This is a genomic window from Streptomyces sp. NPDC052036, assembly GCF_040680495.1.
In the GTDB taxonomy this organism is placed as follows: Bacteria; Actinomycetota; Actinomycetes; order Streptomycetales; family Streptomycetaceae; genus Streptomyces.
The window spans coordinates 107,441-132,529 of sequence record NZ_JBFAWW010000003.1; the positions used below are offsets into that span (position 1 = coordinate 107,441).

General features: G+C 73.4%; 20 protein-coding genes. 11 read left to right on the forward strand and 9 right to left on the reverse strand.

Annotated features, from left to right (window positions below; genetic code table 11):
* Positions 1-112: 112 nt before the first annotated feature.
* From AB0L95_RS06825 to AB0L95_RS06835, 3 genes are all read right to left on the reverse strand, one after another.
* Positions 113-1,036 (reverse strand): hypothetical protein, encoded by a 924-nt coding sequence (locus AB0L95_RS06825; RefSeq protein ID WP_365158054.1) that lies wholly within the window; start codon positions 1,034-1,036, stop codon positions 113-115.
* 483 nt (positions 1,037-1,519) lie between these two features.
* Positions 1,520-2,284 carry a L,D-transpeptidase gene (locus AB0L95_RS06830; protein WP_365158057.1) on the reverse strand — a complete coding sequence of 255 codons (765 nt, stop codon included), beginning with the start codon at positions 2,282-2,284 and terminating at the stop codon, positions 1,520-1,522.
* Positions 2,274-2,777: a SigE family RNA polymerase sigma factor gene (locus AB0L95_RS06835; RefSeq protein WP_365158059.1), complete on the reverse strand. Its 504-nt coding sequence runs from the start codon at positions 2,775-2,777 to the stop codon at positions 2,274-2,276. The genes AB0L95_RS06830 and AB0L95_RS06835 overlap by 11 nt, the downstream gene beginning before the upstream one ends.
* A gap of 659 nt (positions 2,778-3,436) precedes the next feature.
* Between AB0L95_RS06835 and AB0L95_RS06840 the strand changes: the two genes are divergently transcribed.
* Together AB0L95_RS06840 and AB0L95_RS06845 are read left to right on the forward strand one after the other, a co-directional pair.
* Positions 3,437-3,895, forward strand: a complete 459-nt coding sequence (locus AB0L95_RS06840; protein ID WP_365158062.1) for a hypothetical protein — start codon at positions 3,437-3,439, stop codon at positions 3,893-3,895.
* A 66-nt stretch (positions 3,896-3,961) separates the two neighbouring features.
* Positions 3,962-5,806 carry an alkyl sulfatase dimerization domain-containing protein gene (locus tag AB0L95_RS06845; protein ID WP_365158065.1) on the forward strand — a complete coding sequence of 615 codons (1,845 nt, stop codon included), beginning with the start codon at positions 3,962-3,964 and terminating at the stop codon, positions 5,804-5,806.
* Between the two features lie 85 nt (positions 5,807-5,891).
* Here the strand turns inward: AB0L95_RS06845 and AB0L95_RS06850 are convergent, their stop codons facing one another.
* The gene (locus AB0L95_RS06850; RefSeq protein ID WP_365158068.1) at positions 5,892-7,235 is read right to left on the reverse strand and encodes a helix-turn-helix domain-containing protein; all 1,344 of its coding nucleotides are present in this window, start codon (positions 7,233-7,235) and stop codon (positions 5,892-5,894) included.
* A gap of 191 nt (positions 7,236-7,426) precedes the next feature.
* On the opposite strand from AB0L95_RS06850, the gene AB0L95_RS06855 reads away from it, so the two are divergent.
* Positions 7,427-7,669 (forward strand): hypothetical protein, encoded by a 243-nt coding sequence (locus tag AB0L95_RS06855; protein ID WP_365158781.1) that lies wholly within the window; start codon positions 7,427-7,429, stop codon positions 7,667-7,669.
* A 5-nt stretch (positions 7,670-7,674) separates the two neighbouring features.
* Positions 7,675-8,916 carry an amidohydrolase gene (locus tag AB0L95_RS06860; RefSeq protein ID WP_365158071.1) on the forward strand — a complete coding sequence of 414 codons (1,242 nt, stop codon included), beginning with the start codon at positions 7,675-7,677 and terminating at the stop codon, positions 8,914-8,916.
* Between the two features lie 42 nt (positions 8,917-8,958).
* Here the strand turns inward: AB0L95_RS06860 and AB0L95_RS06865 are convergent, their stop codons facing one another.
* From AB0L95_RS06865 to AB0L95_RS06875, 3 genes are all read right to left on the reverse strand, one after another.
* Positions 8,959-10,488: a hypothetical protein gene (locus tag AB0L95_RS06865; RefSeq protein WP_365158074.1), complete on the reverse strand. Its 1,530-nt coding sequence runs from the start codon at positions 10,486-10,488 to the stop codon at positions 8,959-8,961.
* Positions 10,489-10,611: 123 nt separating this feature from the next.
* Positions 10,612-11,715 (reverse strand): PP2C family protein-serine/threonine phosphatase, encoded by a 1,104-nt coding sequence (locus tag AB0L95_RS06870; RefSeq protein ID WP_365158732.1) that lies wholly within the window; start codon positions 11,713-11,715, stop codon positions 10,612-10,614.
* Positions 11,716-11,913: 198 nt separating this feature from the next.
* Positions 11,914-12,549: an NAD(P)H-binding protein gene (locus AB0L95_RS06875; RefSeq protein WP_365158077.1), complete on the reverse strand. Its 636-nt coding sequence runs from the start codon at positions 12,547-12,549 to the stop codon at positions 11,914-11,916.
* A gap of 124 nt (positions 12,550-12,673) precedes the next feature.
* Here AB0L95_RS06875 and AB0L95_RS06880 point away from each other — a divergent pair, with 124 nt between their 5' ends.
* Positions 12,674-13,144, forward strand: a complete 471-nt coding sequence (locus tag AB0L95_RS06880) for a hypothetical protein (protein ID WP_365158080.1) — start codon at positions 12,674-12,676, stop codon at positions 13,142-13,144.
* Positions 13,145-13,595: 451 nt separating this feature from the next.
* Positions 13,596-14,495 (forward strand): hypothetical protein, encoded by a 900-nt coding sequence (locus tag AB0L95_RS06885; RefSeq protein ID WP_365158083.1) that lies wholly within the window; start codon positions 13,596-13,598, stop codon positions 14,493-14,495.
* On the opposite strand, the gene AB0L95_RS06890 is transcribed toward AB0L95_RS06885, so the two are convergent.
* Entirely contained in the window at positions 14,410-15,750 is a 1,341-nt protein-coding gene (locus tag AB0L95_RS06890; protein WP_365158735.1) for a PLP-dependent aminotransferase family protein, read from the reverse strand. The two genes, AB0L95_RS06885 and AB0L95_RS06890, sit on opposite strands and share 86 nt — an antisense overlap.
* Before the next feature lie 347 nt (positions 15,751-16,097).
* Here AB0L95_RS06890 and AB0L95_RS06895 point away from each other — a divergent pair, with 347 nt between their 5' ends.
* The 5 genes from AB0L95_RS06895 (at position 16,098) to metG (ending at position 23,765) form a co-directional block, all read left to right on the forward strand.
* On the forward strand, positions 16,098-16,553 hold the full coding sequence (locus AB0L95_RS06895; protein ID WP_365158085.1) for a hypothetical protein: 456 nt from the start codon (positions 16,098-16,100) through the stop codon (positions 16,551-16,553).
* A gap of 104 nt (positions 16,554-16,657) precedes the next feature.
* Positions 16,658-17,674, forward strand: coding sequence for an endonuclease/exonuclease/phosphatase family protein (locus AB0L95_RS06900; protein WP_365158087.1), 1,017 nt, complete (start codon positions 16,658-16,660; stop codon positions 17,672-17,674).
* A 71-nt stretch (positions 17,675-17,745) separates the two neighbouring features.
* Complete coding sequence (locus tag AB0L95_RS06905) at positions 17,746-19,680, forward strand: FUSC family protein (RefSeq protein WP_365158090.1); 1,935 nt, start codon at positions 17,746-17,748, stop codon at positions 19,678-19,680.
* Between the two features lie 485 nt (positions 19,681-20,165).
* On the forward strand, positions 20,166-21,875 hold the full coding sequence (locus tag AB0L95_RS06910; protein ID WP_365158093.1) for a VWA domain-containing protein: 1,710 nt from the start codon (positions 20,166-20,168) through the stop codon (positions 21,873-21,875).
* A gap of 174 nt (positions 21,876-22,049) precedes the next feature.
* Complete coding sequence (gene metG / locus AB0L95_RS06915; RefSeq protein ID WP_365158096.1) at positions 22,050-23,765, forward strand: methionine--tRNA ligase; 1,716 nt, start codon at positions 22,050-22,052, stop codon at positions 23,763-23,765.
* Positions 23,766-24,108: 343 nt separating this feature from the next.
* Here metG and AB0L95_RS06920 read toward each other — a convergent pair whose 3' ends face one another.
* On the reverse strand, positions 24,109-25,086 hold the full coding sequence (locus AB0L95_RS06920; protein WP_365158099.1) for an intradiol ring-cleavage dioxygenase: 978 nt from the start codon (positions 25,084-25,086) through the stop codon (positions 24,109-24,111).
* Between the last annotated feature and the right edge of the window lie 3 nt (positions 25,087-25,089).

The following is a 25,089-nucleotide window of genomic DNA, read 5'->3' on the forward strand; positions in this document are numbered from 1 at the left end:
CGGCATGGGTTTCCATGCCGCGGGCTTCGCGGGGCGAAAAGGCGGGCCCGGCGCTCCTCGGGGGATAGGAGCGCCGGGCCCTGGGGGGATGGTCACAAGGACGCCGGTGGCGTCATGCGCGGGTGCGCAAGGTGCGGCGCCGGGTGACGACCGCGATGGCCGCACCGGCCGCGACGAGGGCCGCGGCGCCCGCCGTGAGGGGGAGCGCGGTGCTGCCGCCGCCCGTCTCGGCGAGGCCGCCGGGCGGGGTGGACGAACCGCCGTTCGGCGTCGGCGCGGGCGGCGTGCTCGACTCCTGGGCGGGCGGGCTGGACGGCGAGGCCGGGGTCGCGGGCGTCGAGGCGGGCGGGGGCGTGGCCGGCACGGACGCGGGCGGGGTCGAGGCGGGCGGGGTCGACGCGGGCGGGCTGCTCGGCGGCTGGGCCGTGCAGTCCTTCGTACCGCCGTTCCAGGACGCGATCAGCTTGTCCTTGATGACCGGGCGGTCCGGGCCCTTGGGCAGGTCACCGTGCTCGAAGCCGTCGTTCGCCTTGAAGTCGCCGTCGAACTTCACCTTGCCCCGGTACAGGTCGATCTGCGCGAAGCAGCCGGCGTCCGGGACCGCGATGTCCAGCGTGTCGGTCTCGCCCGGCTTCACCGTCACGGAGTCGAAGTCGTGGAAGACCTGGAGGCCGGAGGTACCGAAGGCGGCGCCGTGCGCCCGGTAGGCGGCGAGCGAGGCGGTGCAGGTCGTGGCGTCGCCCGCGGCCCGTACCTTGATGTGGACCTTGCCGTCCTCCGTCGGCTTCAGGTTCTGGTCGTCGACCCGCACCGAGTCGGTGAAGGAGGTCCCGTCCAGCGAGAACTGGCACCGGTCGTTCTCGGTCACCGTGCCCGGGCCCTTGCCGGACGTGTACCCGTGGCCGGCCTTGTCCCAGCCGTCACCGCCGGGCGTGTCCGAGGCCCAGGCGGCACCGCCCGTGACGGCGGTGAGAGTGAGCGCCACAGCGCCCGTCCCGAGCAGGCGGCGTACGGCGACACGGCGCGCAACGGACATGCGTTCCCCCAACTTCGTGGGCTGTGCCCCGGACCAGGACAGCGGGCAGCACAAGACCGCCGGGACCGTGGCCGGGAAGAGTGGTCGAAGAGAAACACTGGGCTCACTGGTCACATGAACCACAGTTCGAGCACATAGTCGATCAGTACCGATCAACTGTCAACCTCGTTGAAACCAGCACGAGTTCGGGACCCCATCACGTTTCGGCCACATCAGGAATGAGATCTTCCGGTCGCCTGGCCAGAACAGGCCCAGTACCGTCAGCACCGGGCCCTCGACAGCCGGCTCGCCGGCATCGGGACGACCCCGGCGCAGTGGGAAGGATCGCCGACGCGGTCCTGGCCGAATGCTCCGCGCCGCTGTCCGAGGCCGAACGGACGACCCTGCCCGGCCTGCCCGGCCTGCCCGGCCTGCCCGGCCTGCCCGGCCTGCCCGGCCTGCCCGGCCTGCTGCACCGGCTCACGGAGGAAGGCGGGCGGACGGCTAACCGGCGCCGCCCGTGCCCGACTCGACCTGCGGGGACGGCATGACCGATGTGCCCGTCCCCTCGGACGCGCGGGTGGTCGGAACGGGCGTCCGGGTCGTGGCGGAGGTCCTCGTCGGCGCGGGCGCGCCCCGGCCCTCCGCCACGAGGACCACGTCCCCCACGCGCAACCGTGCGTACAGCCACTTCGCGTCCGAGAGTCCGAGGCCGATCCAGCCGCCCGTCGTGTCGTAGTTGCCGGGCGCCTTGATGTCGTAGGTCAGAGCGCCGATGAAGGTGCTCGTGCCGTCGTCCGCGCGCAGCTCGACCACCCAGGGGATCTTGACGCCGGCATCGCCGCCGGCAGCGCCCTTGATGCGAAGGGCCTCGGCGGGCAGCGTCGTGATGTCCCGCCGGGCGGTGACCGTCATCCGTCCCGTCGGCGTGCGCGTGTCGAACGCGCCCGCGGAGACGGGCAGCGCACGATCGCCGACGAGGAGCGTCCGCCGGGCCAGATACACCGTGGCGGAGGGCTCCGCACGGGTGCTCGGAGTGCTCGTCGGGGGCGCGGCCGGAGAAGGACGGTCCTGCCGGTCGGTGCCGGTGAGGCCGAACAGCAGCGCGACACCGAGAGCCGTCACGGCGGACGCACCCGCGGTCGCGGTGGCCGCACGGCGGCGGCGCCTTACCCCCGCCCGGCGGCGGACCTCGGCGCCGGAGACCCGGGGCGGAAGCTGCCCGGAGTCGGCCAGTTCACGCAGCCCGGTGGTGAGGTCATCGGACACGGTCGTCCTCCCTCTCCCCCTCGCCGGTGGCCAGTTCCCGCGCCAGCGCCGCCCGGCCCCGGGACAGCCGGGCCTTGACCGTCCCCACCGGAGCACCGGTTTCGGAGGCTACCTGCTCCACACTCAGGTCGCACAGATGGTGCAGAACCAGGGCCATCCGCTGCGCCTCGGGCAGTTTGCGCAGAGCCGCCACGAGCAGGGGCCGTTCGGGGTCGGGACCGGGCGTGTGCTCCGGGAACGGAGTGCGGCGCACCAGTTCCAGCCAGCGTCGCGCCCGCCGCCAGCGGCTGACCGCCAGCCGGGTCGCCACGGTCCGTATCCAGGCCTCGGGCGCGCCCTCGGCGAGAAACTCGCGCCGCCGGTCCCAGGCACGCACGAACGCCTCCTGCACGACGTCCTGCGCCTCGCCGTGGTCCCCGGTGAACGCGTAGAGCTGGCCGGTCAGCCGGGGAAAGGCGGCGGCGTAGAAAGCGTCGAACTCTTCTTCGGTCATGCCCCCGCCACGTCCTCGGTCATGCACCCGCCCCGTGCTCGTTCATGGCCCCGCCCCGTGCCCGCTCATGGCCTCCCCCCGCAAAGGCCCATGGCCCGTCACGGGGTCGCCGAATTCCCCGGATCCCCCGTGCAACCCGTCTGTCTCCCTCGTGCGTACAGGTCCCGTACGCCGCACATCGAAACACACCGCAGGGGGGAACAGGTGACCACCAGAGCCGGCAACCGGCGCCGTGCGTCCGCCCGGACGGCCGCGCTCGTATGCGCGCTGACGATGCTCGCGGCGCTCATGGGCTGCGCCCGGACGGCCGTACCCACCGTGGACGCCAAAGCCGCCCCGGCCGGGCGGCCGAGCGCGTCGGCGACGGCCCCCGCCCGGCCGGAGCCCGCACCCGGACAGTGCGGCCGGTTCGGCGATCGGTTCGGCGATCGGTTCGGCGATCGGTTCGGCGATCGGTTCGAGGAAGGTCGTCACGCCGGGCCACGGCTCCGGCACACGGAACGTCGCCCGGGCCGGGCGCACCGTCGCACGAGGAGTTCCGACGGGGTGTCATCCCCGGGAAGAGCGCCGGGAGTTTGCAGGGATGGAGAGGCGCTCTCCGACCGTATGCACCCATCCGGACCCCACAAGGTCCGTAGCAGGCAAGGAGTTTCCCGTTCATGACACGGATACCGAAGTATCTGGCCGTCGTGGCCGTCACCGCCGCCGTGGCGGGGACGCCCGCACTGTCGTACGCCGCCGCGCAGGGGACGGCGACGACGAGGAAAGCGGGGGCGCAGCAGACCGCGCCGACGCACCCGGACACCCGCCGGGTCATGCCGCCCTTCGCGGCCCGGGTGATGGACAAGTACGCGGCGGCGGTCCCCCCGGCGCCGGGCGTGACCGAGCCGGTGCCTGCCGGCTTCCCCGGCGGCTTCTCCGGCGGCGCGGGCACGGGCCCCGGCACCCGCACCCTGTGGACGACCCCCTCCACCCCCGCGCTGAGCACGACGGCGGCCCTGTTCGCCGAGCGGCCCGCCCGGGACGGTCACCCGGCGGCCCCGGCCCATCTGCCGTCGAGCGCGGGGGCCCTCGCGAACGCGCTGGCCGGACAGGCTCACACCGGGTCGGACAGATGACGCGCCCTCGCCCCGAACGGTCCCCCACGGCTGGCCTCCGGCACCCGGCGCGCCGAAGCTGGCCCCATGGACGCCGCGCCCCGTGACGGTCTGCCGCCCTTCGAGGACCGGACCGATTTCGAGAACGCCGACCGCGGCTTCGTCGCCGCCCTGGTGCCCGGGGTGGTCACGGACGGGGACGGGCGGGTGGTGTGGGACGGGGACGCGTACGGGTTTCTCGACGGCGACTGCCCCGACACCGCCCATCCCGGTCTGTGGCGGCAGTCGCAGCTGTGCGCGCGTCAGGGGCTGTACGAGGTCACCGAGGGCGTGTACCAGGTGCGCGGGCTCGACCTGGCCAACATGACCCTGGTCGAGGGCCGGGACGGTGTGATCGTCGTCGATCCGCTGATCTCCGCCGAATGCGCGGCGGCCGCCCTCGCCCTGTACCGGCGCCACCGCGGACAGCGGCCCGTCACCGGGCTGGTCCACACCCACTGCCATGTCGACCACTTCGGGGGCGCCCGGGGGGTGCTGCCGCGCGAGGAGGAGACGGGGGTGCCGGTGCTCGCGCCCGTCGGGTTCCTGGAACACGCGGTCATCGAGAACGTGTTCGCGGGGCCCGCGGTGGCCCGCCGCGCCGCCTTCATGCACGGCACCCGGCTGCCGAAGGCGCCCGACGGGCACATCGGCACCGGACTTGGCATCGCGCTGTCCACCGGCACGGTCACCCTGATCCCGCCGACCCTCGACATCACGCACACCGGACAGCGCGAGACCGTCGACGGGGTGCCGATCGTGTTCCAGCTGACCCCGGACACCGAGGCGCCGGCCGAGATGAACTTCCTCTTCCCCGAGCGGCGCGCGCTGTGCCTGGCCGAGAACGTCACGCACACCCTGCACAACATCCTGACCCCGCGCGGCGCGCCCGTGCGCGACGCCCGCGCGTGGTCCCGCCACCTCGACGAGGCCATCGACCTCTTCGGCGACGCCTACGACGTGGCCTTCGCCTCGCACCACTGGCCGACCTGGGGGCACGAGAACGTGGTCCGGCTGCTGGCCGAGCAGCGGGACCTGTACGCGTATCTGCACGACCAGACGCTGCGGCTGCTGAACAGCGGTCTGACGGCCGCGGAGATCGCGGAGGAGCTACGGCTGCCGCCCGCGCTGGAAGGCGCCTGGCACGCGCGCGGCTACTACGGATCCCTGAATCACAACGTCAAGGCCGTCAGCCAGCGCTATCTGGGCTGGTACGACGGCAACCCCGCGCATCTGTGGGAGCACCCACCGGCCGACCTCGCCCGACGGTACGTGGAGGTCGCGGGCGGCCCGGAGGCGATGCGCGCGGCGGCCCGCCGCTACGCCGACTCCGGCGATCTGCGCTTCGCCGCGACCCTGCTCAACCACCTCGTCTTCGCCGACCCGGACGACGAGGAGGCGAAGGAACTGCTGGCGGGCGTGTACGAGCGGCTCGGGCACGGGGCCGAGAACGGGCCCTGGCGCAACATGTATCTGACCGGCGCGCTGGAGCTGCGCGAGGGAGCGGGCAGCGCACGCATCGTCGGCGACACGGCCGGGCTGGCGTCGGCGCTCACGGTGAGCATGCTGCTCGACGCCATCGCGGTCCGCATCGACGGGCCGCGTGCGGCGAAGGAGCCACGGCTGGTCATCGACCTGATCGTGATCGACGAGCAGCGCCGGCACCGCCTCAATCTGGAGCACGGCGCCCTCACCCACCGAAGCCTGCCGCTGCATCGCACACCGAAGCCGCACGCGGGCCTGACCCTCACCCTGACCCGCCCCGAACTGCTGGGCCTGCTCACGGGCACCGGCCTCGCGGGCATCGAGACACAGGGCGACCGGGGACTGCTGAAGCGGCTGTTCTCGTATGTGACGCGCCCGGACCAGGAGTTCGCGATCGTGACGCCGTGAGGCGTCACGCGGCGCGGGCGATCAGAGCAGGTCGCGCGTCACGCGGCGCGGGCCATCAGAGCCGGCCTGGCGCCACGCGGCGCGATCAGAGCGGCGGCTGTGCCGGGGCCGGGCCCAGGGTCGTGGTGCCCGGGGCCGTGCGGTGGCCGAGGCCCGTACGGTAGGCGTCCAGGGCTGCTTCCACCCGGCCGGTGCGCCGCAGCAGATCGCCCAGCAGCCGGCACAGGTCCGCCAGGTCGCCCGCCGCGCCCGCCCGCTCCAGCAGGCTGAGCGCCCGTACGTAGTGCTCCTCCGCGGTCTCCGTGTCGCGGGCGTCCTCCGCGATGATGCCGAGCAGGCGGTGCGCGGCGGCCGAGTGCACGGCACCCCGCTCGGGCCCGATGTCGCCGAGAACGCCGTGCAGCAGCTCCGCGGCCTCCTCGGACCTCCCGCGCCGGTGCAGCACATCCGCCAGCTCCACCGCGACCTGGCTGCCGTAGAGGGCGGCCCGCTGCTCGGCGAGCATGGCCAGCGCCTCGCGCAACTCTTCCTCCGCGCGCCTCAGTTCGCCGTTCTGGGCGTAGAGATAGCCGCGCATCCAGTGGCAGTTGGCCAGTTCGGTGCGGATCTGCAGCTGCCGGTACAGCTCGGCCGCCTTGGCCAGGCTGGCGTCCGCCTCGGCGACGCGCCCCTCCGCGAGGAGCGTACGGGCCACCGACCGGTGCATCCGGGCCACCAGCGCGGGGTCCTGCACCTGTGGCGCGAGCGCCAGCGCGAACTCGGCGGCCTGGGCCGCCCGCGCCTGCGCGCCCATGTCCATGTAGGGGCCGATGGCGCTCGCGTAGAGCAGCAGCAGGGCATCCGGGTCGTGCAGTCCGGAGCGGTTCAGCTCGTCGAGGGTGGACTCCAGCAGATAGCACGCGTACCGGAGTTCACCGGCGAGGTAGTGGGAGACGGCCCGTCCGCGCAGTGCCGGGACCCGGTTCGGCAGCGGTGTGCCGGCGAGCGCTGTCTCGGCCCGCTCGAAGTGCCGCCGGCCCCTCTCCAGATCGCCCAGTTCCAGCGCGCACTCCCCGAGACCGAGCAGCGCGGCGGCCTGTTCGGTGTCCAGTCCGTGCGCCTCGGCCTCGGCCAGCAGCGCGCCGTACTGCTCGGCGGCGGCCTCGGCCTCCCCGGTGGCCAGGGTGCGCTGGGCGTCGGTCAGCCGGAGCCGCAGCGCGGTGGCGAGATGGGCCGGGCGTCCGGTCACCAGCTCCTCGTACGCCACGCCGAGCCGCTCGGCGATGTGCCGCAGCGCCTCGTCGGAGGGGCGGACCCGGCCGGCCTCCAGGGTGGAGATGTAGGCGGGCGTGTAAGCGGGTTCGGCCAACTGTCGCTGGGTCATGCCCTGTTCGCGCCGGAGCTGCTGCACCCTGCGACCGATGGTCTCCGGGTCGTCCCGCTTCACCATGCGATCAATCATGCCAGTAAGCCCAGTTGAGGCGGCCCTTCTTCTGACTTTTCGTCAACAGACGGGCACTTCCGTCGGCCCGTCCGACCCCCTAGGTTGGGATGCACGTTAAACGTGCTTAATCCGCCGCTGTCATTGCGAGGTCGGTTGCCGTGCCCGGACACCCTTCCGTGCTCCACGGACACCCTTCCGTGCTCCACGGACGCCCTTCCGTATTCCGCGGACGCATACGCGCGCGTCACGTCAGGGGATTCGGCGCGGCCGTCGTCGCCGTGGCCGCCCTGGTCACCGCGGCCAACGCGGGCCCGGCACGGGCAGCCCAGCCGGAACCTGCCCAGCACGTCAGGCACATCGCCCCGCAGCAGCACGGCCCCGTCCACCAGGCCCTGTCCGGACCGACCGACGACGCCTGGCTTGCCCGCCGCATACCCTGAGCCCCGTGACTACTCCCGCCGCACGCACCGCGCTGGACCTCACCGCCGACCTCCCCGTGCCCGAACTGGAGGACTACTACCGGGATCTGCACCGCCATCCCGAACTGTCCCTGCACGAGCACCGGACCGCGGGACTGCTCGCGGAACGGCTGCGCACGGCCGGGTACGAGACCACCGAGGGCGTCGGCGGCACCGGCGTCGTCGGGGTGCTGCGCAACGGCGACGGGCCCACCGTCCTGCTGCGTGCCGACATGGACGCGCTGCCGGTCGCCGAGGAGACGGGCCTGCCCTACGCCTCCGAGGCCCCGGGCGTGATGCACGCCTGCGGGCACGATCTGCATGTCACCTGGCTGACCGGCGCGGCCGGGGCGCTGGCCGCCGGGCGCGACGCGTGGTCGGGCACGCTGCTGGTGGTGGGCCAGCCCGCCGAGGAGACCGGCCAGGGCGCGCGGGCGATGCTCGCCGACGGGCTCTACGAGCGCTTCCCGCGCCCCGACGTGCTGCTCGCCCAGCATGCGGCCCCGGGCCCGGCCGGGTTGTACGCGCACCGCCCGGGTCTGATCCTGTCCGCCTCCACGGACGTGGACATCGTCGTGCACGGCCGGGGCGGCCACGGCTCCCGCCCGGAGTCGACCGTGGACCCCGTGGTGACGGCCGCCTATCTCGTCACCCGGCTGCAGACCGTCGTCAGCCGGGAGATCGCGGCACGCGACTCCGCAGTGCTGACGGTGGGCCGCATCGAGGCGGGCACCCTGCACAACATCATTCCGTCCGAGGCGCGCATCGCCCTGAACCTGCGCACCCAGTCGGCCGAGGTGCGTGACCGCATGGTCGCCGCGGTCCGGCGCATCGCGGCGGGCGAGTGCCTGGCCGCGGGCTGCTCGCGCGAGCCCGAGGTGACCGTCGGCTCCGACTTCCCCGTCACGGTCAACGACGCCGCCACCGACGGCCCGGTGGCCGCCGTGCACGGGGAGGTGTTCGGCGCGGCCACGGTCTTCGACCCGGGCCCGGCGATGGGCAGCGAGGACTTCCCGCGCCTGGCGGTGGACGGGATCCCGTACGCGTACTGGTTCGTGACGAGCACCCCGGCGGACGTCTGGGAGGCGGCACCGGGCGAGGACCTCATGGAGAAGTTCGCGGCGGTCCCGAGCAATCACAGCCCCCGCTTCGCACCCGACCTGTCCACCGTCGTCCCTGGCGTCCGCACGCTGGTGTCGGGGGCCCTGGCGCATCTGCCGGTCGCCTGACCCGGCCGAGCTGACGGGCGGCGGGGGCGTGTCCCGTCCTCGTCACGGCTGGGTCTGCAGCCCGGCCCCCAGCCGGCGAAGGCGCCTGTGGACATGGTCCAGTGCGCCTTCGCGGCGTCCCGGGACCCGTGTGCGCAACTCGGCGAGGACCGGGCCTAGTTCGCGGGCCCGGGCCGGGTCACGCAGCCGGCCCCACTGATGGTGGGCGCGGTCGACCGCCGCCTCCACCGCGGGGTCCTCGGGCGGCTGACCGGCCGCGAGGCGGGCGGCGGCGACCGCGAGCCAGGTCTCACAACTGCGGCCGGGGTCGCCCGCGAGCATCGCGAGGTCGGCGCGGACCTCCATCCAGTGCAGCACCTCCTCGGAGCCGGCCCCGTGCTCCCGCAGCGCGGTCTGCTCCCACCGCGCGGCGAGCGCCTCCGCCTCCGCGTGCCTGCCGTCCTGCACCGCGGCCGCGAGCGCGGTGTGGGGGTCCGGGTCCAGGTCCGGCGGGACGGGGACCGGGAGCGACGGGACGGCGGCGTCAGGCGCACCGGTGCCGCCGGCCTGCGGGGGGACGGTGGCCTGAGGCGCGCCGGCGGTCGGAGGCGGGGCGACGACCTGGAGCCGTACGGCCGGCGGGGAGGTCCGGGGGGCGGGCGGTCGCCCGGCGCTGCGGGGGGCGTCGGCGGGCGGTCCGGGGGGCGGGGTCTGGCGGGGGGTCACGGACTGCACGGGGGGCGCGGACCCCGCGGCGGACGGGGGCTGCTCGGGGCGCTCGGGGTGAGCCGACTGCACGGCAAACAGGGGCTGCTCGGGGTGCGCGGAGGGGACCGAGGTCCCGGTGGGCGCCGGATGTTCGGGGTGCGCGGAGGGCCCGGGGTGCCCGGGGTGCGGGGCGTACCCCGCGGGCGGGGTGTGCCACGGGCCGTACGGGGCCGGGGAGTTCACGACCGGGCCCAAAACGATGTCCCGTTCCGTGCCCGCCGCTGCGCCCGTCTCGGCGAGCGACCGGGTGAGGGCCTCGTGGTGCAGCGTCCCCGGGTCCGGACGGTGGCCGCTGCGCAGGATCGTCGCCACGGCCTTCATGTACGCCGGCGCGGCCAGCGCACGGCGCGGGGGCGGCGGGGCGACCCGGCCGTAGAGAAGTACGGACCGGCCGCAGTCCAGGGGCCGGGTGCGCAGATACCGCCAGGTCTCCGCGTCGGCGTGCAGATCCGTGAACACCGTCGTCCCCCCGGGCGGCCGCAGCCGCAGTTCCTCGCGGAACCAGTGCCAGGGGAAGGCCGTGTAGCGCACGGTCGACGGGGTGGTCCGGGCCAGCGCCAGATGGGGCAGGTGCTCGCGGCGGTCGAGCTGGAGCTGGCCGACGAGGAACACCGTCAGCGGGCCGGGCACGGCCGCCGCGGCCCGCAGCCGGGTGAGGACCGCCTGCGGCTCCAGCGGATCGGCGAGTTCGACCACGTTCGCCGTGTCCGTGCCGGACAGCACGGCCGGGGCGACGGCCGCGAGCACCGGGAGCACGGAGGCCGCGTCCACCAGGCACCCCTTGCCCGCGGGTGAGGCCGCCAGCAGCAGCACGGTTCCGGGCATCGTTCCCTCCCCGATCGATCACGTACCGCAGCACGGTAACGGCTGCGCCTGCAAAGCTGCGACGGAGGAACGACAATCGCCCGTCTATGGCCCGGGTTGTACGGCAGGGGGATGAGCGGAGACTCACATACCGCCGGGCGTGCGCGGCCGTCGTAGCGCGAAGATCGTCGTGTCGTCGTCGAGGCGTCCCCCGCAGTGCCGCAGCGTGCCGTCGCGGACCAGCCGCACCAGACGGCCGGGCTCGGCGGCGCGCGGGTCCTCGGCCACCGCGCGGGCCACCCGGTCGCGCAGCGGGAAGAAGCATCCGGTGGTGTCACGGGCCTCGGACACCCCGTCCGTGACCAGCAGCAGCGTCTCGCCGGGGGCCAAGGGGACGCGCAGCGCGCAGGGCGGCCGGCCGTCCAGGTCGCCGAAGCCCAGCGGCAGCCGCCCGCCGGACGGCAGGGACCGTATCCCGCCGGGCGTGACCACCAGCGCCGGCTCGTGCCCGAAGTTGATGAACTCGACCTGCGCGGGGTCGTCCGGGGGGAAGCCGAAGAGCACCGCGGTCGCGAAGCGGTCGTCCTCGTCCCGGCCGATGGCCGCGCCGTAGCGGATGTGCCGCTGCATCCGGGTCTCCAGCCGGTCGGCGACCGTGCCGAGCAGCGGCTCGTGGTAGGCCGCCTCGCGGAAGGTGCCGAGCAGTGCCGCAGCGGCCGCGACCGCGCCGAGGCCCTTGCCCTGGACGTCACCGAGCAGGACGCGGGTGCCCCGGGGGCCGGGCTGGATGTCGTAGAAGTCGCCGCCGACGCGGGCGAGGCTGTCGGCGGCGAGGTAGACCGCCGCGTGGTCCAGGCCGCCCCAGCCGGCCGGCAGCGGACGCAGCACCGCGCGCCGGGTGGTCTCCACGATGTCCTGCATGTGCAGCATGCGCCGCTCGGCGCGCAGCCGCACCGCGCAGGCCAGCACGGCCATCAGCCCGCCGAGGACGACGAGGATGAAGTCGGGCAGTCCGGTGCGGAACTGGTGCGGCCAGGCACGGTCCTCCAGCTCGTAGGTGACGAGGGCGAGGACCGCGGCGGCGATCGTGCCCCGCAGCCCGCAGATCGCAGCCGCGATGCCGGGCACCAGCACGACCCAGGAGATGGTCCGGAAGCTGCCGGAGGTGAGCCAGTCGAGCGCGGCGATGGCGACGAGCAGGACCAGCGGCGGTATCCAGGTGACACTGCGCCCGCGCACGCGCAGCAGCTGCGACGGACCGCGCGCCGGGGCGTCGGCCCCCGAGGGCCGGGGACGTCGCGCACGGAGGAATCCGGCCGGGCCGACGGGGGCGGCGGCCTCCGGGGCGGACCCGGGGGGAAGCGAGCCGTCGGGATGTCCCCGAGGGGGCGGCGTACCGTCGTGGAGTGGTCGCCTGGGGGGCACGGGCACCGCCCTTCCGCCCGGTCAGTACGCGACCGAGATGCGGGCACACGGGTGCGCGCCCTGCTCCAGTTCGTCGACGAACGCGATCGCGTAGTCCTCGGCGCTGATCCGGCTCACGCCGTGCTCGTCGGTGAGCAGCTGGTCGCCGTCCACCCGGAAGCGGCCCGTACGCTCTCCGGGCGCGATCTCGGCGGCGGGCGAGACATACGTCCAGTCCAAGTCGTCGAGGGTGCGGAAGTACTCCAGGGCCGCGCGGTGGGCCAGCGCCTCGGGCCGGACCGCCTCGGGGAAGTCGGGCTGGTCGCAGAGTTCCTCGCCGGGGGCCACCTCCAGGCTGCCCGCGCCGCCGACCACGACCAACCGCCGCACCCCGGCCTCGCGCAGGCCCTGCACCAGCGCGCGGTTCACCGCGAGGAACGGTTCCATGGGGTCCGAACCGTCCCGCGGCGGTGCGCAGGCGCTGCCCACCGCGTCCGCCGCGCCCACCAGAAACGTCACCTTCGCCGGCTCCGAGGCGTCCGCCGCCGCGGCGGTCACACCCGGCACGGGCGACCGGCCGGAGCGGCTCACGGCCATGACCCGGTGCCCGCGCTGCGCCGCCTCCGCGGCGATCCGGCGGCCCACCATGCCCGTGGCGCCGAACAGCACGATCCTCATGAGCCCCAGCGAAACACGGCCCGGGGGCCCGCGCATCCCGACTTGCCCGGCGCGCGGGCGAGGTGTGCCCTGGAGTACGGGGGCGAGGGGACACGAGGAGACGCCTGGAGGAAGGAGTGCTCCCATGACTCACGCGACACCCGCGTCCGGGGCCTCGCGCACACCTGTCACCGCACCCCGCGGGCCGGTCACGCGGTATCGCCCGCCGGACATTTTCGACCACCGCGTCCACCTGACGGGACGGCTGGCGGTGCCCGTCGTCCTCGGGCTCCTCTACGGCTACTGGGCCGCCGCCAACCGCCGTGCCGCCGGTCCCATCACCGGCTGGAACATCCTGTTCGGCTTCGTGTGCGCGATCGTGTTCGCGGCGCTGTGCACGGGGCTGTTCATGATGGCGTCCCGGCTGCGGCGCGAACTGCACGCGGTGCTGTGGGCGGCGTTCGCCGGCATCGCGTTCGGTTTCCTGTACAGCCAGACCGGCCAGAGCGTGCTGCTTGCGACAGGCCTCTCGCTCGCCGTCGCCGTGGCCTTCTTCGCGTTCAACTTCTACCGCTACTACACGCACGAGGACGCGACCGGCCACAGAGTCGCCTGACGACCACGGCTGCGATTGCCGCCCGGTGAGCCGGGGGCCGACCGGCCTCCGGCTCACCGGTTCCCGGCCGCCCGCGTACGGTCGCCGCTCCATCAGGCGCACGAGACCCCGGTGTGTGGTGGCCCCGCCGGGCGCCGGGGCCTCATGCGTCTCCCTCACTCACCCGTCACCCGGGGCGAGATCCGCTTCCGGGCGCCGGTCGAGGAGTCCTGCGAAAGGAGAGGACACGGCGGGCCGACGCACAGGCTTCTCCCCGGCCGGTTGCCGTCCGTTCCTCTCCCCACCCACCAGATAACACCCGTTCGGCCGAACCCTCCACCGGAGAGCGCACGGACCGGGCAGGGCACCACCGTCCGCACCGCGGTCCGCCAGTCGCCCATCGGATTGTCATATCCACCCATTTGCAGGCATATCGCTCGCAGGGTGCGCGCAGGCGCGGTTCGCTGGTGAGGTGTCTCGACGTGTCCGGAGCCCTCTCTCCGCCGTGCTGGTCAGCCTCGCGTGCCTGCTCGTGCCGCTCGGCGTCCTCGCCATGTGGGCGAAGTACGGCGTCGAGGACAGTGCCCGCTACGCCGCCACCACCGCTCCGCTCGCCTCCGACGCCGAGGTGCAGGACGCCATCGCCAGCGCCGTCACCGACGGCATCATGCGCGAGGTGCACGTCGGCGCGCCCCTCCAGGGGTCCGTGCACGCCTTCGTCCATGACGCGGTCCGCTCGTTCACCGGCACCGAGGCCTTCCGCTCCGCCTGGGACACCGCGAACCTGAGCGCCCATGATGCCGTGATGCGCGCCCTGCGCGAGGACGACGACCACCCCGTCACCCTCGACCTGGCCCCCGCCACCGAGCGGATGAAACGGCAACTCGTCGACGAGCACGTCCCGTTCGCGGGCCGCATCCCGGTCTCCCACACGGAGATCATCCTGCTGCAGTCGCAGGACCTGACGACGTTCCGGAAGGGGTTCCACGTGCTCGAAGTCGCCGGTTTCTGGCTTCCCGTCGCCTCGGCCTGCTTCGCCCTGTCCGGCATCCTCGTCTCCGTCTCGCGCCGCCGGGCCGTGCTCGCGACCGGGCTCGGCACGGCCCTCGGCGCCGCGCTGCTCGCCGTGGCGATCGCGGTGGGCCGCCGGATGACGCTGGCGGACCTTCCGCCGGGCGTCTCGCACCCGGCGGCCGGTGCGGTCTACGACGCGCTCACCGAGACGCTCCGGCTGGTCTCCTGGGTGCTGATGGGCGTCGGTCTCGCGGTCGCCCTGGGCGCGTGGCTCACGGGCCTGTACGTGCGACGTCGGCGAGCGTCCGCAGGGCCCGCGCCAGTTCCGGCCGAGGAGCCGACGCAAGTGAGAGCCTGACGCAGTCCGCCGCGACGTCCTGCGCCCCGCGCCCGGCCGCCGCGAAGGCGGGCCCCGGCGTCACCGCGATGCCGCGCTCGGCCGCGGCCGCCGCGAACCCCTCCGCACGCCAGGGCCGGGGCAGCCGCCACCACACGAAGTACGCCCGCGGGTCGGCCCGTACGGCGAAACCGTCGAGATGCTCGGCGACCAGCCGCTGCCGCGCCGCCGCGTCCGCCCGTTTGGCCTCCACCAGCCGCGCCACGACGCCGTCCTCGATCCACCTCACCGCGGCCTCCAACGCGAACCGCCCCGCCGTCCAGCCGCCCGACCGCAGCGCTCCGGCCGTCCTCTCGCCGCGCCCCTCGGGCACCACGAGGAACCCGACGGTGAGCCCGGGCGCGACCCGCAGGGACAGTCCGTCGACGACATAGGTGCGTTCCGGCGCGTACGCGGCGAGCGGTGCGCCGACCTCCGCCCCGCACAGGAACGACCAGACGCGGTCCTCGACGACAGGCAGCCGTAACGCGCGTGCTGCGGCGGCCAGTTGGCGTCGGCGCTCCTGCCCCGAGGTCACCGACGTCGGATGGTGCAGCGTCGGCTGCACATAGAGCGCGGACAGGGGAGTGGCGCGGTGCGCGGCGGCCAGGGCGTCCGGGCGCAGTCCCTGCTCGTCCGTGGCGAGCGGGACCAGGACGATACCGAGACGCGCCGCGACCTCCTTGACCAGCGGATACGTCAACCACTCCACCCCGATCCGGCTCCCGGGGCGCACCAGGGCGGCGAGGGTGCCCGCGAGGGCCTGCCGGGCGCTGCCCGCGAACAGCACCCGGTCCGGGGCGGGGTGCCAGTCGGCGGTGGCGAGGAGTCCCGCGGCGGCCTCCCGGGCGACGGGCGTACCCTCGGGAGGCGCCGTGCGGGTCGCCTCCGCGAGGATGTCGGGCCGCAGCAGCGGTGCGATCCCGGCCGCGAGCAGCTCCGACTGGCCCGGCACGGCGGGATGGTCGAGTTCCAGGTCGACGGATGCCCGGGGCGCCGCTCCGGCGGGCGCGCGGTCCGAGGGCGCCGGCGAGGCCCGTACGAAAGTGCCCCGCCCGACCTCGCCCACCACGAGGCCCCGCCGCACGAGTTCGCCGTACACCCGCCCCGCGGTGGACGCCGCGATACCGCGTCGGCGCGCGAACTGCCGCTGCGGCGGAAGCCGTTGGCCAGGCTTCAGCCGCCCCGCGCTGATGTCCGCGGCTATCCGGTCGGCGATGCTCCGGTAGTCCCCCACCATCCCTCCAAGGATTGCACCCTGCGTAACGATCTTATTGCGCCGGGGAGTTGACGGCCCGGGGATTAATGATCAAGCCAATGACCGGCTTCCCCGCCCACGACGGCCGAGGCGCCGGAGCCGCCGCCCGCCCCCGGACCACGGCCTTCTCCCGGCGTACGACACGGACCCCGCGAGGTGTCCACGAGGTCCCACGAGGTTCCCGCGGATTCGCCGGGTTCCCCGTACCCGCCGGGTCATCGCCCCGGATCGCGCGGCCACCCGTTCGGCCTACATCACCCTGCGCTCCACCGCCGCACGGGTGAACCTGCGGGTGAAGGTCCCGAGGTCCCTAGGAGGCGGCCCCCATGGTCCAGCACACCGCACGCACCCCCACCCCGCACGCGAAGCACACGGCCCTGGCCACCGGCGGCATGGCGTTCGCCGGTGTCCTGATGATGGTCAGCGGCATCATCGGCATGCTGAACGGCGTCGCGGGCATCGCCACGAACGACGTCTACGCCCGCGTCGGCAACTATGTGTACGGGTTCAGCCTCACCACCTGGGGCTGGATCCACGTGGTCATAGGCGCCCTCATCGCGATCACGGGCTGGGGCGTGCTCCAGGGCCGGGACTGGGCGCGCGCGATCGGCGTGGGCCTGGCGGCCCTGTACATGGTCGAGTACTTCATGTTCCTGCCGTACGCCCCGGTCTGGTCGGTCATCGCCATCGCCATCGGAGCCTTCGTGATCTGGTCCCTGGTCACGGCGGGCCGCGCGGAACAGCCGCCGCAGTCCCCCGGGGGCACCCACGGCACCCTGTGACGGCCGCGCGAACACCCCTTCCCCCAGAACTCCCTCTATGAGAGAGCCCCCCGGCTGAGGGAGGATTCGGGCATCCAGCCCATCGAGGGGAAGGCAGCCGGCCCATGGACACTGCGACCCTGGAGCCGACCGGCCCGGCCCCCGCCCGGCCGCGGTCCCGGAGGCGGACCGCGGCCGCCTGGTGCACCGGAGCGCTGCTCGCCGGGGTCGGTGTCGTCATCGGCTGCCGCGCCGCCGGCACCGACGCCGTCACCCCGGTGCCCCAACTGCTCGCCTTCCTGCCCTGGCTGTCCGTCCCCGCCGCACTCGCCCTCCTGCTCGCCCTGCTCGCCCGCCTGCGCACCGGCCTGGTCGGCGCGGTCCTCGTGCTCGCCGCCCTCGCCTGGTTCACCGAACCGTACGGCGGGGCCGGGGAGCCCTCCGGCCCCGCGCTCACCGCGTTCCGAGTGCTGACCTCCAACGTGGAGTTCGGCCGCGGCACCGCCTCCCTGGTGCCCGCCGTCCGCCGCGAGCGCCCCGACGTCGTGTTCGTCGAGGAGTGCGAGTACCACTGCTCCGCCACCCTGGAACGCGCCTTCGGCGGCACGGGCGGCCGCTACCCCTACCGGCGGGCCGTCGACGGCGCCGGCTCCGACGGATCGGTCATCCTCAGCCGGTTCCCGCTGACGGCCGCGCCCGGTGTGCCCGGCACCATGGGCATGCCCGGCGCCGTCGCCGACGTCCACGACCACCCCGTACGCCTCCAGCTCGCCCACCCCATGCCCCCGCTGCCGGGACAGCTGTCCGTCTGGCGCCGTGAACTGGGGGAGCTGCGCGCCTACGCGGCGGCCGGGGGCGGCGCCCCCACGATCCTCGCCGGGGACTTCAACGCCTCCCAGGACCACGCCGTCTTCCGCGGCATCCTCGACACCGGTCTGCGCGACAGCGCCCGCCTCTCCGGCGACGCCCGCACGCCCTCCTGGCCCACGTGGACCGCCCCGCCGTTCGGCGCCCAGATCGACCATGTCCTGGTCTCCCCGGACTTCTCGGCGCGCTCCGCGCACTTCCTCACCATCGCGGACACCGACCACCGCGCCCTGGTCGTCGACGTCACCCTCCACGGGCGCCCGCAGACGCACTGACCCCGGCCCGGGGGCTCGGGGTTCGCCGCCCGGCCTCGTGAGCCATTCGAACGAATGGCCATAATGAGGGCATGTCCCGAGAGTTCCCCACCGGCCTCACCCCTCCCGACTGGCTGGTCAGGAACCTCAGACCGCAGCAGTCGCCCGTCAACCGGCCCGCCGTCGTCCGCTCCGCGATCGCGATAGCCCTCCCCCTCGCGCTGGGCCTCGCGGCGGGCCGCCCCGCCTACGGCGCGCTCGCCTCCATGGGCGCCGTGTCCGCTGTCATCGGGGACACCGCGGACGCGTACCGCATGCGGATCCTCAACATCGCGGTCCCCCAGCTCCTCGGCGCCGCCGGCGTCACCGTGGGCGCACTGGTGTTCGAGCAGGGCTGGCTCGCGGTCACCGCCCTGACCGGGATCGCGCTGATCTCCGGGATGATCTCCACGATCGGCGCGGTGGCCTCGGTCTCCGGACTGCTGCTGCTCCTCAACGCCGTGATCGGCGCGGGAATCCCGCTGCCCGGCGACTGGTGGCTCGGCCCCCTGCTCGTGACCGGCGGCGGACTGCTCGTCCTCGCCCTCGCGCTGCTCTCCTGGCCGCTGCGGTCGGGCGTACCGGAGCGGACCTCCGTCGCGGCCGCCTACCGAGCGGCCGCCGAACTGCTCGCCGCCTGCGGGACGGAGGCCTACGACACCGCCCGGTACGCCGTCACCATCTCCCTCAACCACGCGTACGACCTCATCCTCGCCCGGCGCACCCTCCAGCACGGCCGCAGCCCCGACCTGGTGCGTCTGCAGGCACAGTTGAACGCGCTCACCCCGATCGTGGAGGCCGCCGCGGCCGGCCACCGCTACGGCAGGCCGCTGCCCGACGCGATGCCCGACACCGTGCGCCGACTCGCCGACGCCGTCGACGCCGGGCACCCGGACGCCTTCCCCCTCGACCTGCCCGAACCGGTCGGGGAGACGGGACGCGCCGTCGACCACGCGCTGCGTCACGCCGCCGAGGTCGTCACGGCCTGCGACATCGACCCGCACACCATCGTCGACCGCCTCGGCCGGCCCGCCTCCCTCCGCGTCCGCGTCTACCGCGCGACCCGCAACGTCCTACTGTCCGGCACCTCCTGGCGCTACGGCCTCCGGCTCGCCCTGTGCATCGGCATCGCCCAGACCCTGGTGTCCCTGGTCCCGGTCCCGCGCTCGTACTGGGTCGCCCTCACCGTCACCTTCGTCCTCAAACCCGACTTCGGCTCGGTCTTCTCCCGGGCGCTCCTGCGGGCGCTCGGCACCGTGGTGGGTCTGGTGGTGGCGGCCGCGGTGCTGGCCGCGGTGCCGCTCGGCTGGTGGGACGTGGCGGCCGTGGCGGTCCTCGCCCCGCTCATCCCGGCGCTGACCCCGCGCGGGTACGGCTATCAGACCGCCGCGATCACACCGGTGATCCTGCTGCTGTCGGACCTCCTCAACCATCTGGGCACCGCCCTGCTGGTGCCCCGGCTGGTCGACTCGCTCATCGGCTGCGCGATCGCGCTCGTCGCCGGCTATCTGCTGTGGCCGGAGAGCTGGCACGCGCGGGTCGGCGCCCGGCTCGCGGACGCGGTCGCCGACACCGCCGAGTACGTGGAGAACGCGTTCGGCGACACCGCGGACCCGGCGGCCCGCGCCCGTATGCGGCGCCGTCTGTACCGCGATCTGTCCACCATCCGTACGGAGTTCCAGCGGGCACTGACCGAGCCGCCGCCGACCGGGCGCCGGGCCGCCGCCTGGTGGCCGCTGGTCGTCGCGGTGGAACGGATCGTGGACGCGACGACCGGGGCGCGGGTGCGGGTGAAGCAGGGCGCGCGGTCTCCGTCCCCGGCGGAGGTCGCACAGGTCGCCCTGCAACTGCGGGAGTTGTCGCAGGGCCTGCGGGAGACGGAGGTCCTGGTCGCGGTCCGCACGGACCTCGCCGGCCCGGCGGACAGCATCCTGGAACCGCTGCGCCAGGAGGTGGCGGCGGCCCGGGCGATCGCGTCTCCGCACTGAGAACCGGGCGGGCGATCGGGGGACGCGTCGTGACGGTACCCGCCTTGCCGCCCGCCGCCCGGGTGAAAACGAAGACCTCCTCGACGGTCAGGCCCTGGACGCGCGAGACGGCCCCGTGCGCGGTCGCGGTGTCCGACGGGCTACGAACCGGACGGCGTTCCGCTCAGCGGCAGCAGCTTGCACACTTTACTCTTCCCATGCAATTCCTTGACTTGGGCGCAACCTTGGGGAGAGGGAGGTGCGGATGCGGGGCGGCCGGGTGAACGGCCGTCGAACCAGGGGAATCCGTACGGCGGTTGGCGTACGAAGAGGGGTACGCGGAGGAGGCTGGGCCCTGCGGGGCCGGTAACGGCGAGATAGCGGTATTGACAACGGCGCTTCCGATGGCGGGACCCTGCCCAAGATCGGCGCCTGCGGCGGCTAACCTTACGTGTCCGTCCTGGCCAGGGATTGACGGGCATCAACTCACGCGAAGGGTTGCGCACATGGGCATTCTCACTCTCCTGCGGAACGCGTTCGGCCGCTCACGCAAGGGTCGCACCGCCGAGGGGGAGCCCTCGCGGGAGACGACGACCTCGGAATCGACATCGGCCTCCGCGGTCATCACCGAGGCTCCGGCGTCGGCGGAGGTCCCGGCCCAGGCGACGGGCCGGGACGACGAACACGATCTGGTGTCAGCGGCGTTCGACCACGTGACGGTACCGAGGCAGGCGACTCCGAAGGAGGAGCCCGCGCCCCCGACGGCAGAGCAGAAGCCGGAACCGACGGCTACGACGGAACCCGAGCCGACGGCGGAGGCGAAGCCCGAGCCGGTCGCGGAGGAGACGCCGGAGCCGGTCGCGGAGGAGACGCCGGAGCCGGAGGCCGCCGCAGAGCCCGAGCCCGTGGCCGAGGCGAAGCCCGAACCGGTGGTGGAAGAGACGCCCGAACCGGAAGTCACCGAGGCCGAGCACGCGCCGGAGACCGAATCGGTCGCGGAGGACAAGCCGGAACCGCAGGCCGAGGAGAAGCCGGAGCCGGAGGTCGCCGCAGACCCCGAGCCCGTGGCCGAGGCGAAGCCGGAGCCGGAAGTCACGGCGGAGCCCGAGAGCCAGGCTGCCTCCGAGGCGACCACCGAGACCACCGAGCCGGAAGCCGCCGCGGAACCCGAGCCGGCCGCCGAGGCGGTACCGGAACCGGAGGCCACCCCGGAGCCGGAGGCTGCCGAGCCCGAGGCCGAGGCCTCCGCCGAGGTCACACCGGAGGCGGAGCCGACGGCCACGACCCCCGAGCCCGAGGCCGCGCAGGAACCGGAGCCCCAGCCGGAACCGGTCGCCGAAGCGACCCCCGAGCCCACGCCCGAACCCGCCGCCGAAACCACCCCCGAGGCCGAGCCCCAGGCCAAGGACCCCGAGCCGGCGGCCCCCGCCACCGAGCCGGTCGCCGCCGCCGAGGAAGCCCCGATCGAGTCGTCCGCCCCCGCCGACGGCGAAGCCGAGGCCACGCCGGACACCGACACCGACACCGACACCGACACCGAAGCGGACGCGAAGCCCGCTCTCACCCCCGCCGAACTCAAGTCCCACGCCCCCGGTCTCACCACCGCCTACAAGGCCGCCGCGACCGTTCTCGAGAAGCACGGCCTCACCGGCACCCGGGCCAAGGTCTACCTCGTGCTGGACCGCTCCGCCTCCATGCGTCCGTACTACAAGGACGGCTCCGCCCAGGCCCTGGGCGAGCAGGCTCTCGCGCTCGCCGCGCACCTCGACCCCGAGGCCACGGTGCACGTCGTCTTCTTCTCCACCGAACTGGACGGCACCGGAGAACTGACCCTCGCCGAGCACGAGAACAAGATCGACGACCTCCACGCGGGCCTCGGCCGTATGGGCCGTACCAGCTACCACGCGGCGGTGGAGGCCGTCACCGGCCACCACGACAAGTCCGCGGACCCCGCCCTGCCCGCCCTGGTGATCTTCCAGACGGATGGTGCTCCGGACGCGAAGACCCCCGCCACCCAGTCCCTCACGAACGCCGCGAAGAGCCACCCCGCCCTCTTCTTCTCCTTCATCGCCTTCGGCGACCCGGAGAACAAGGCCTTCGACTACCTCCGCAAGCTGAAGTCGGACAACACGGCCCACTTCCTGGCCGGCGAGACCCCGCGCGAGCTGACGGACACGGAGGTCTACGAGGGCGTCCTGGCGAACTGGCGCCCGTAGGGATCACAGGAGCCCCAAAAGACCGCTCGAAAGACGCCGCCCGCTTCTCACCCCGTAAAACGGGAAGCGGGCGGCGTACCCATGTCGGCTACGATTTCAAGGTTCGTAGACGATGACAGACGGTCCAAAAACCGGCGATCGTCACCCCACGTAGCGACTTGGGAGCAGCCCGCGATGGCTCGACACCTCATCACCAGCGCCCTTCCGTACATCAACGGGATCAAGCACCTGGGCAACATGGTGGGGTCCATGCTCCCGGCTGACGTGTACTCCCGCTACATGCGCCAGCGCGGCCACGACGTGCTCTTCATCTGCGCGACGGACGAGCACGGCACCCCCGCCGAGCTTGCGGCGAAGGAGCTGGGCCTGCCGGTCGACGAGTTCTGCGCCCAGGCGCACGACGCGCAGAAGGCGGTCTACGACGGCTTCAATCTGGCGTTCGACTACTTCGGCCGCAGCTCGTCCCCGCAGAACCGCGAGATCACGCAGGAGATCGCCCGCGAGCTCAAGGCGAACGGGTTCATCGAGGAGCGGGCCATCCGCCAGGTGTACTCCAACGCCGACGGCCGCTTCCTGCCCGACCGGTACATCATCGGCACCTGCCCGCACTGCGGCTACGACAAGGCCCGCGGCGACCAGTGCGAGAACTGCACCCGCGTCCTCGACCCCACGGACCTGATCGACCCGCGCTCCGCCATCAGCGGCAGCAGCGACCTGGAGGTCCGCGAGACCAAGCACCTCTTCCTCCTCCAGTCGGCGCTGGCCGGCGAGGTCGAGGCCTGGGTGGACGAGCGCGCCGACAACTGGCCGGTGCTGGCCTCCTCGATCGCCCGCAAGTGGCTCACCGAGGGTCTGCACGACCGTGCGATCACCCGTGACCTGGACTGGGGCGTCCCGGTTCCGGCCGATACCTGGCCCGAGCTGGCCGCCGAGGGCAAGGTCTTCTACGTCTGGTTCGACGCCCCGATCGAGTACATCGGCGCGACGAAGGAATGGGCGGACCAGGATCCGGAGAACCGGGACTGGCGCTCGTGGTGGTGGGAGTCGGAGGCCGACGTCCACTACACGCAGTTCATGGGCAAGGACAACGTCCCCTTCCACAGCGTGATGTTCCCGGCCACCCAGCTGGGCACCCGCTCGCCGTGGAAGAAGGTCGACGTCATCAAGGCCTTCAACTGGCTCAACTACTACGGCGGCAAGTTCTCCACCTCGCAGAAGCGCGGTGTCTTCACGCACGACGCGCTGGAGATCCTGCCCGCCGACTACTGGCGCTACTTCATGATGGCGAACGCGCCGGAGTCGGACGACACGTCCTTCACCTGGGAGCACTTCACGGCCACGGTGAACAAGGACCTCGCGGACACGCTGGGCAACTTCGTCAACCGGGTGCTGTCCTTCTCCCGCAAGCGCTTCGGCGACGCGGTCCCCGAGGGCGGCGAGCCGGGCGAGGCCGAGGCGCGGCTCGGCGAGGAGATCGCCCGTCTCCTCGCGGAGTACGAGGAGCACATGGAGGCCATCCAGTTCCGCAAGGCGGCGGCCTCCCTGCGCGCCCTGTGGTCGGCCGGCAACTCCTACCTGGAGGAGAAGGCCCCCTGGCTGGAGGTCAAGACCAACAAGGAGGGCGCGGCGCTCACCCTGCGGACGGCGATGAACCTGATCCACCTCTACGCGGTGGTCTCGGAGCCCTTCATCCCGACGTCCTCCGCGACCATGCGCGCGGCCTTCGACCTGAAGGACGACACGGCCGTGTGGGTGACGCAGGAGGAGGCGAAGGCCCTCGCCGCGGTCCCGGTCGGCACGCCCTTCACGGTTCCCCCGGTGCTGTTCGCGAAGCTGACGGACGACGACCTGGCCGCCTACAAGGAGCGCTTCGGCGGCGAGAGCGAGTAGCACCGCCGCTACACGTCACGGGTCCGGGGAAGCGTTCTCCGGGTCCCTCCCGCACCTCGGGCAGCACGGCCCGGTGCGCACGGAGATCGCACACCACCAAGGACAGCGCCTCACCGAGTTCCTCGTCCCTCATGCGTGCCTCCCTATGTGCTCCGGACCCACGTGTTACGGACGCACGTGTTACGGACCCATGTGTGCGGCGCGGAGTGCCGACGGCCGGCCCTATGTGTTACGACCCCTCGGGAAGGGCCCGGAACCGCGCGGTCGGTTCCGGGCCCTGGGTGCGGGTGTCTGCATGGTGCGGGTGTCAGCGTGATGCGGATGTCAGCGGGGCGACGGAGCCTCAGCTCGCGCTCGCCGACGGGGGCGCGGACGGCCCCGGCCCACCCGTTCCCTCGTGGGTCTCGTCCGGCGCCACCCCCAGCGTCAGCTGCGCCCGTACGCCCTTCGCGAGGTGCCTCCGGTCGTACGAGAGGTACAGCAGGCCGCCCGCATGCCCGTTCTGCGGATAGATCGTGTCCTCCGTCAGGGTCGTGCGCGTCGTCGTGTTGGCGGAGTACGGCGCCACCTCCGCCGACGCGAGCACCGACTTCTCGTCGAAGAACAGCTGGCCCGTGTGACAGGTGTGGCCGCCCTCGTAGCCGGTGTCCGTCCAGGTGCCGTCCACATGGACCTTCACATGGATGTGGACACAGCGGCCCCGGTACCAGCCCGGGAAGACGGATCTGAAGGTGACGTAGCCGTGTCTGTCCGTCCTCCAGGTGCCCCGCAGATAGCGTGTGCTGTCCGTGGGGTCCTGGTGGCCGCCCCCTCCGCCGCCGGGCCCGCCCGAGGGGGGTGCGTCGGCGGGGGTTCCGGTCGGCGCGTCCGTGGGGGCGCCGCCACCGCCGCCGTTGCCCGTCGACTGGTAGCCGGAGTAGACGCCCAGCGCCGAGCAGTGCCAGATGTCGACGGCCGCGTCGCGGACGGGTCGGCAGGTCTCCGCGTCGATCACCTTCAGCTTCAGGAGCAGGGGGATGCCCTCCTGGTCCTCGGTGATGTCCTGGCGGATCTTGTCCGCGTCGATGTAGTACGGGCCTTCGACCAGCTCCGAGGTGAGCGTGTAGCACGTCTCCGGAGCCGTGGTTCCCGTACTCGACGCGCCGGGCGCCGGGGAGGCGGTGCCCGGGGCGTCCTGAGCCGAGGCGTTCGCCGTCAGGGCGGCGCCCAGGCCCATCGCGGCCACCGTCGCACCGCCGGCCATCATCAGCCCACGGCGCGTCAACTGTCCCTGCTCCTCGGGTGGTTGGGTTTCTTCCTTGGGTTCGGGGGTCTCAGTCATGAG